The organism is Streptomyces sp. NPDC007095 (assembly GCF_040634475.1).
Taxonomy (GTDB): Bacteria; Actinomycetota; Actinomycetes; order Streptomycetales; family Streptomycetaceae; genus Streptomyces.
Genome location: NZ_JBEYFS010000371.1, coordinates 1 through 7007, shown reverse-complemented (window position 1 = coordinate 7007; position 7007 = coordinate 1). Strand labels below are relative to the sequence as shown.

The 7007-nt window shown below is 69.4% G+C and carries 8 protein-coding genes; 6 read left to right on the top strand and 2 right to left on the bottom strand.

Annotated features, from left to right (window positions below):
• Positions 1-170 precede the first annotated feature (170 nt).
• The 5 genes from ABZ656_RS55010 (at position 171) to ABZ656_RS54990 (ending at position 5818) form a co-directional block, all read left to right on the top strand.
• Positions 171-974: an amidohydrolase family protein gene (locus ABZ656_RS55010; RefSeq protein WP_360279850.1), complete on the top strand. Its 804-nt coding sequence runs from the start codon at positions 171-173 to the stop codon at positions 972-974.
• A gap of 49 nt (positions 975-1023) precedes the next feature.
• Entirely contained in the window at positions 1024-2274 is a 1251-nt protein-coding gene (locus ABZ656_RS55005; protein WP_101402883.1) for a DUF4032 domain-containing protein, read from the top strand.
• Positions 2275-2349: 75 nt separating this feature from the next.
• Positions 2350-4026, top strand: coding sequence for an FAD-dependent oxidoreductase (locus ABZ656_RS55000; protein ID WP_101402882.1), 1677 nt, complete (start codon positions 2350-2352; stop codon positions 4024-4026).
• Entirely contained in the window at positions 4023-5471 is a 1449-nt protein-coding gene (locus tag ABZ656_RS54995) for an ATP-binding protein (protein ID WP_360279845.1), read from the top strand. Before ABZ656_RS55000 ends, ABZ656_RS54995 begins: the two co-directional genes overlap by 4 nt.
• Entirely contained in the window at positions 5468-5818 is a 351-nt protein-coding gene (locus ABZ656_RS54990) for a UBP-type zinc finger domain-containing protein (protein WP_101402880.1), read from the top strand. The genes ABZ656_RS54995 and ABZ656_RS54990 overlap by 4 nt, the downstream gene beginning before the upstream one ends.
• A 39-nt stretch (positions 5819-5857) precedes the next feature.
• Here ABZ656_RS54990 and ABZ656_RS54985 read toward each other — a convergent pair whose 3' ends face one another.
• A complete protein-coding gene (locus ABZ656_RS54985; protein ID WP_180362257.1) occupies positions 5858-6358 on the bottom strand; it encodes a VOC family protein in 501 nt (166 codons plus the stop codon).
• A gap of 152 nt (positions 6359-6510) precedes the next feature.
• A complete protein-coding gene (locus ABZ656_RS54980; protein ID WP_360279841.1) occupies positions 6511-6660 on the bottom strand; it encodes a hypothetical protein in 150 nt (49 codons plus the stop codon).
• Positions 6661-6794: 134 nt separating this feature from the next.
• Here ABZ656_RS54980 and ABZ656_RS54975 point away from each other — a divergent pair, with 134 nt between their 5' ends.
• Entirely contained in the window at positions 6795-6917 is a 123-nt protein-coding gene (locus ABZ656_RS54975; RefSeq protein ID WP_360279838.1) for a hypothetical protein, read from the top strand.
• The last annotated feature ends 90 nt before the right edge of the window (positions 6918-7007 follow it).

Genomic DNA, 7007 nt, shown 5'->3' with positions numbered 1-7007 from the left:
CAGTACGAGGGCCTGTGCCCGGCACGCCGAGAGCACGCACCTGACGCCGCAGGGCCCGCCCTCCGGGCGGACGACGGGAATTTGACGACAGGACCCAGGGTCGGGATGAGCAATCGCTCAGCCACGAGCCCCGGGGAGGGCACGGGATCACGCCGGTCGTCGACGCGTGGATGCAGCACCCCACACTGCGCCACTCCAACCACGAGATGTTCGAGTCGCTGCGCCGCTGGACCGGCATGGGGCTGCTGGAGGAGCCGCTTCCGGTGAAGATCACGGTGGCGGCGCTGGCGGCTGCCGACGTGGAGATCGGGCTGTCCGCGGCCTGGTACGGGCCACAGGGGCCGCTCATCGGCAACGACGAGGTCGCCGAGTTCGTCGCCCGGTCCGAGGGGCGGCTGCGCGGGGTCGCGGGCGTGGACCTGCCCAAGCCCGTCGCGGCCGTGCGGGAGCTGCGGCGAGCCGTCCAGGAGCTGGGTTTCGTGGCCCTCAGGATCGTGCCGTGGCTGTGGCAGCTGCCGCCCACCGACCGGCTCTACTACCCGTTGTACACCGCCTGCGTCGAGCTGGGCATCCCGTTCTGCACCCAGGTCGGACACACCGGACCGCTGCCTCCCTCCGAGACCGGCCGGCCGATCCCGTACATCGACCAGGTCGCGCTGGACTTCCCCGGACTGACCATCGTCTGCGGGCACATCGGCTACCCGTGGACCACGGAGATGATCTCGGTGGCCGACAAACACCCCGACGTTCACATCGACACCAGCGCCTACACCGCACGCCGCTACCCCACCGAACTGGTCGACTATCTGCGCGGCCGGGGACGGCGCAAGGTCCTCTTCGGCTCCAACTACCCCATGATCACGCCGAGTCAGGCCCTGGAGCACCTTTCCGACCTGCGTCTCGACGAGGAGACCACCGAGTTGTTCCTGTCGGGCAACGCCCGCCGCGTCTTCCGCCTCGGGGATCATTCGTAGATGCTGGGGCAAGGTACACGTTCGACCCCGAGGTGAGGGCAGCCCGTCGATGGCTTTGCAGATCAGCGCCACCAACCCTGAGCACCCCGCGCTCCTCCTCGAACTGCCCTGGCAGCTCCCGCTGGAAGAGTGGCCGGAGCACTACCTGGTCCCGCTGCCGCGTGGCATCTCGCGGCACGTGGTGCGCTACGCGCGCGCCGGCACCGAGGTCGTGGCCGTCAAGGAGCTGGCCGAGCGGCCCGCCCTGCGCGAGTACGAACTGCTGCGCAGCCTGGACAGGCTCTCCATCCCCGCCGTGGACCCGCTCGCCGTGGTCACCGGGCGCACCGACGGCGAGGGCGGTCCGCTGGAGCCCGTCCTCATCACCCGGCACCTGGGCGGCTCGATGCCGTACCGGTCCATGTTCGAGACGACCATGCGGCCCGCCACCATGCACCGCCTGATGGACGCGCTCGCGGTGCTGCTGGTGCGGCTGCATCTGGCGGGGTTCGCGTGGGGCGACTGCTCGCTGTCCAACACACTGTTCCGGCGCGACGCCGGAGCGTACGCGGCGTATCTCGTGGACGCCGAGACCGGGGAGCTGCACCCGCAACTGAGCAACGGGCAACGGGAGTACGACCTCGATCTCGCGCGTGTCAACATCAGTGGGGAGCTGCTGGACCTGGAGGCGGCCGGGGCCCTGCACCCCTCCGTCGACCCGATCGAGTTCGGCATGGAGATCTGCGCGCGCTACCAGAGCCTGTGGGAGGAACTGACCCGTACGTCCGTCTACCCGGCGGGCAAACACCACTACATCGACCGCCGGATCCGGCGCCTGAACGACCTCGGTTTCGACGTCGCCGAGATGCAGATCGCGCACTCCTCGAACGGGGACACGGTGACCTTCGTGCCCAAGGTCGTCGACGCCGGCCACCACCAGCGCCAGCTGCTGCGGCTGACCGGGCTCGACGCCGAGGAGAACCAGGCGCGACGGCTCCTGAACGACCTGGAGAGCTGGATGGCCACCCAGGACGACTACGCCCCCGGCGACCCCCTGGCCGCCCGCCCCGAGGTCCTCGCCCACCGCTGGGTGCGGGATGTGTTCCGGCCGACCGTTCGGGCGGTTCCGCTGGACCTGCGCGGCTCCATGGACCCGGCGGAGATCTACCACGAGCTGCTCGAACACCGCTGGTACCTGTCCGAGCAGGCCCAGCACGACATCGGCCTGGGCACCGCCGTGGAGGACTACGTCACCAACATCCTCCCCAAGATGCGGGAGTCCCTGCTGCCACCGGCGGATGCCCCCGCAAAGCCCGCGTGAAGCGATTCGAGAGCGAAGGCGACCGTTCATACATACGATTGAGAACAACACTGTTCTGCTCGGGGTGGGAGACGTATGGCACAGGCCGCCGCTACAGCGCGGACCGTCATTCTGACCGTGGATGACGATCCCGGGGTGTCGCGCGCCGTCGCGCGCGACCTCAGGCGCCGCTACGGCGAGTCGCACCGGATCGTGCGCGCGGAGTCCGGGGAGACCGCACTGGACGCACTCAAGGAGCTGAAGCTGCGGGGCGACCAGGTGGCGGTGATCCTCGCCGACTACCGGATGCCGCAGATGAACGGCATCGAGTTCCTGGAGCAGGCGCTCGATGTGTACCCCGGCGCACGCCGGGTGCTGCTGACCGCGTACGCGGACACGAACGCGGCGATCGACGCGATCAACGTGATCGATCTGGACCACTACCTGCTCAAGCCGTGGGATCCGCCGGAGGAGAAGCTCTACCCGGTCCTCGACGATCTCCTGGACGCCTGGCGGACCAGCGACTACCGGCCCGTGCCGACCTGCAAGGTGGTCGGGCACCGGTGGTCGGCGCGCTCCTCGGACGTACGCGAGTTCCTGGCCCGCAACCAGGTGCCGTACCGCTGGTACTCGTCCGACACACCGGAGGGGCAGCGGCTGCTGTCCGCGGCCGGTCAGGACGGGGATCGGCTGCCGCTGGTGATCACGCCGGACGGTACGCCGCTGGTCGAGCCCGAGGACCCGGACCTCGCGGCGCGAGTCGGCCTGGCCACGACGCCGACGTCGGAGTTCTACGACCTCGTCGTCATCGGCGGCGGTCCGGCCGGACTCGGAGCCGCCGTGTACGGCGCGTCCGAGGGGCTTCGGACCGTGCTCGTGGAGCGCTCGGCGACCGGCGGGCAGGCCGGGCAGAGCTCGCGCATCGAGAACTACCTCGGCTTCCCGGACGGGGTGTCCGGGGGCCAGCTCACCGACCGGGCGCGGCGGCAGGCGGCGAAGTTCGGTGCCGAGATCCTCACCGCGCGCGAGGTGACCGGCCTCGAGGTCACCGGAGCGTCCCGCACCATCCGTTTCTCGGACGGCTCGGCGATCTCCGCCCACGCGGTGATCCTGGCGACCGGCGTCTCGTACCGGCAGTTGCAGGCGCCCGGCCTGGCCGACCTCACGGGATGCGGCGTCTTCTACGGTTCGGCGCTGACCGAGGCGGCCGCCTGCCAGGGCCACGACGTGTACATCGTGGGCGGGGCGAACTCGGCCGGGCAGGCCGCCATGTACCTGTCGCGCGGCGCGAAGTCGGTCACCCTCCTCGTACGGGGAACGTCGTTGTCCGCCTCGATGTCGCACTATCTGATCCAGCAGATCGAGGAGGCGCCCAACATCACGGTGCGCACCTGCACGGTCGTCGACGCGGCGCACGGCACGGACCATCTGGAGCAGCTCACCCTGCGGGACGTGACGAGCGGGCACACCGAACTCGTCGACGCGCAGTGGATGTTCGTGTTCATCGGCGCGGCCCCGCTCACGGACTGGCTGGAGGGAACGGTGCTGCGGGACGAGCGCGGGTTCATCCCGGCGGGACCCGACATGACCATCGACGGGCAGCCGCCCAAGGGCTGGGAGCTGGACCGGCCGCCGTACCACCTGGAGACCAATATTCCCGGCGTGTTCGTGGCCGGGGACGCGCGTGCCGAGTCCGCGAAGCGGGTCGCTTCCGCAGTCGGAGAGGGAGCCATGGCCGTCATGCTCGTCCACCGTTATCTGGAGCAGTCATGAGCGGGCGGCCGATGCCGTGCGACATGGCGGAGCTGAGCACGCTGTTCCTGTTCGAGAAGCTGGACGCGGACCAGCTGAGCCGGCTGTGCCGGGAAGGCCGGGTGGAGGAGTTCGACCCCGGTCCCGTCTACACCGAGGGCGATCCGGCCACCTGCTTCTTCGTGCTTCTCGAAGGCACCCTGGTGATGTCGCGCCGGGTCGGGGGCGACGACGTGGAGACCACCCGCAGCTCCCAGCGCGGCGTGTACGCGGGGGCCACCCAGGCGTATGTGAGCAAGCCGGATCAGGCGCGCTACAGGGGCTCCCTGCGCGTCACCGTGCCCTCCCGGTTCTTCATCCTGCCCGCCGAGACCTTCTCCTCGATCATGCGGGACTGGTTCCCCATGGCCGTGCATCTGCTGGAAGGGCTGTTCTACGGCACCCAGAACACCCAGCGGGCCATCGGGCAGCGCGAGCGACTGCTGGCGCTCGGTTCGCTGTCGGCCGGGCTGACGCACGAGCTCAACAATCCGGCCGCGGCGGCGGTCCGGGCCACCTCCGCGCTGCGGGAGCGGGTCGCGAAGATGCGGCAGAAGCTCGGCGCGATCGCCGCGGGCCCCTACAAGCGGGACACTCTGGAAATCCTGGTCGAGATCCAGGAGCGCACCGCCGAGCAGGTCGCCAAGGCCACGCCGCTGAGCCCGCTGGAGGCCTCCGACCGGGAGGACGCGCTCGCCGACTGGCTGGACGACCACGACATCGCGGGCGGCTGGCAGCTCGCGCCGACGTTCGTGCAGGCGGGGCTCGACACGGACTGGCTGGACCAGGTCGCGGCGGCCGTGGACGAGGAGACGCTCCAGGGCGCGGTCCACTGGCTGAACTACACCGTGGAGACAGAGCTCCTCATGAACGAGATCGAGGACTCCACGACCCGTATCACGCACCTTGTGGACGCGGCCAAGCAGTACTCGCAGCTCGACCGCGCGCCGTATCAGGTCGTCGATGTCCACGAACTGCTGGGCAGCACGCTGATGATGCTCTCCGGGAAGATCGGTTCCGGCGTCAAGGTCGTCAAGGAGTTCGACCGTACGCTGCCGAAGATCCCCGCGTATCCGAGCGAGTTGAACCAGGTGTGGACGAACCTCGTCGACAACGCCGTCTCGGCGATGGATGGCGAGGGGACCCTGACCGTGCACACCGCACTCGACCACGACGATCTGCTCGTCGAGTTCCGCGACACCGGTCCCGGGGTACCGTCCGAGATCCGCGACCGCATCTTCGACCCGTTCTTCACCACCAAGCCGGTGGGTGAGGGCACCGGGCTCGGTCTGGACATCTCGTGGCGGATCGTCGTCAACAAGCACCACGGGAGTCTTCAGGTGCAGTCCGTCCCGGGCGACACCCGTTTTCAGGTACGCCTTCCCCTGACCGCCGCGGACACCGAGACACCCGAGGAGCCTTCATGAGTCTGCCCGCCGGAATCGACCCGAGCGTCCCGCCGAGCGGTACGGGGTGCGGGGACTGCGACGCCGTCGGCGGCTGGTGGTTCCACCTGCGTCGCTGTGCGCAGTGCGGCCACATCGGCTGTTGCGACGACTCGCCCGCCAAGCACGCCACCGCGCACGCGAAGAGTGCCGGCCATCCCATCATCCGCAGCTTCGAACCCGGCGAGGCCTGGTTCTGGAACTTCGACACGTCCGAGCTGTACGAGTCCGGCCCGGACCTCGCTCCCCCGGTGAGCCACCCCGAGGACCAGCCGACACCGGGTCCCGCGGGGCGGGTGCCGGCGAACTGGGCGAGCACGCTGGGCTGACCGCCGGCCCGTACCTTCAGCCCCGTGCCTTCAGCAACGTCAGCGCACGGAGTTGCCGTACATCTCGCCCAAGGGCTCGGCGAGGAGTTCGACGCGGGCGCCGTCGGGGTCGCGGAAGTAGAGCGAAGTTCCGCTCTCCTCCTCGTAGTCGACCCCGGCGGCGTCGAGCCGTTCGCGCAGCCGCTGCCAGGTGGTGGGGTCGACGGAGATGGCCAGGTGGTGCAGTCCGCCGAGCACCTCGGCGTAGGGGCCGAGGCCGAGGCCGGGGAAGTCGAAGAAGGCCAGCAGGTTGCCATTGCCGACGTCGAAGAAGAAGTGGGTGGAACCCTTGTAGTCGCGGTTCTCGATCACCTCGGTGAGCGGGAACTCCAGGATGCCCTGGTAGAACCGGACGGTCCGCTCGACGTCCGCGGAGAGCAGGGCCACGTGGTGCACTCCGCGCGCGGAGCTCGCCGGCCGGTCCGGGGCCAGATGCGTGTCGCGGATCCGCGTACGCTCCGCCTCGATCGTCGCGAGGTCCAGGGGCTCCAGCGCACTCATGGGAAACTCCGTCCGCCATTCAACCATTTTGACGTCACTCTAGACCTCGCGGCCGCACGTGGGCCACCGGTCGGTGGCGGTCACGGTGTCCTCGGTCGAGCGGGGGCTCTGTCGCGGCCACCGGAGTGCCAAGGCTGAACCCGCGCCACTGGTCACTCAGTGGCCCTCACCGTGTCCTGCCCGCCTCGGTTGTCGTGCTGGACCTCGCGTTGGAGATCGGCCACGCGATGGAGAGCCGTCTTGAAGGCTGCGTACTCCTGCTTGCCCAGCGCCTTCGCGTGGCGTTCCTCGATCGTGCGCATGATGGAGACGGCGGCCTCCATCTGGAGCGGCCCGCGTTCGGTGGGGCAGACCAGTTCGGCCCGGCGGTCCCGGGGATCGGGTTTGCGTTCGACGTAACCCAGAGGTCGTCGACGAGGGAGCCGATGACCTGCTTGTGCTGTCCGGAGACGCGGGCGAGTTCGCCGGCACGGATGCCGTCGGCACTCAGGTAGGCGAGAACGGCGCCGGCGCGGGGCCGGATGTCGTCGAACAGATCTCCGCGGCCTACCAGGCCTAGGCCCTGTCGTCAAATTCCCGTCTGCCCTGCGACGCCATGCACGCACTCTCACCGCACCAGGCACAGATCCAAGTACGTCCAGTACGAGGG

Bases quoted from the DNA above. Each gene is read 5' to 3' on its own strand.
- ABZ656_RS55010 (WP_360279850.1), top strand. From the start codon at position 171: ATGCAGCACCCCACACTGCGCCACTCCAACCACGAGATGTTCGAGTCG.
- ABZ656_RS55005 (WP_101402883.1), top strand. From the start codon at position 1,024: ATGGCTTTGCAGATCAGCGCCACCAACCCTGAGCACCCCGCGCTCCTC.
- ABZ656_RS55000 (WP_101402882.1), top strand. From the start codon at position 2,350: ATGGCACAGGCCGCCGCTACAGCGCGGACCGTCATTCTGACCGTGGAT.
- ABZ656_RS54995 (WP_360279845.1), top strand. From the start codon at position 4,023: ATGAGCGGGCGGCCGATGCCGTGCGACATGGCGGAGCTGAGCACGCTG.
- ABZ656_RS54990 (WP_101402880.1), top strand. From the start codon at position 5,468: ATGAGTCTGCCCGCCGGAATCGACCCGAGCGTCCCGCCGAGCGGTACG.
- ABZ656_RS54985 (WP_180362257.1), bottom strand. From the start codon at position 6,358: ATGAGTGCGCTGGAGCCCCTGGACCTCGCGACGATCGAGGCGGAGCGT.
- ABZ656_RS54980 (WP_360279841.1), bottom strand. From the start codon at position 6,660: ATGCGCACGATCGAGGAACGCCACGCGAAGGCGCTGGGCAAGCAGGAG.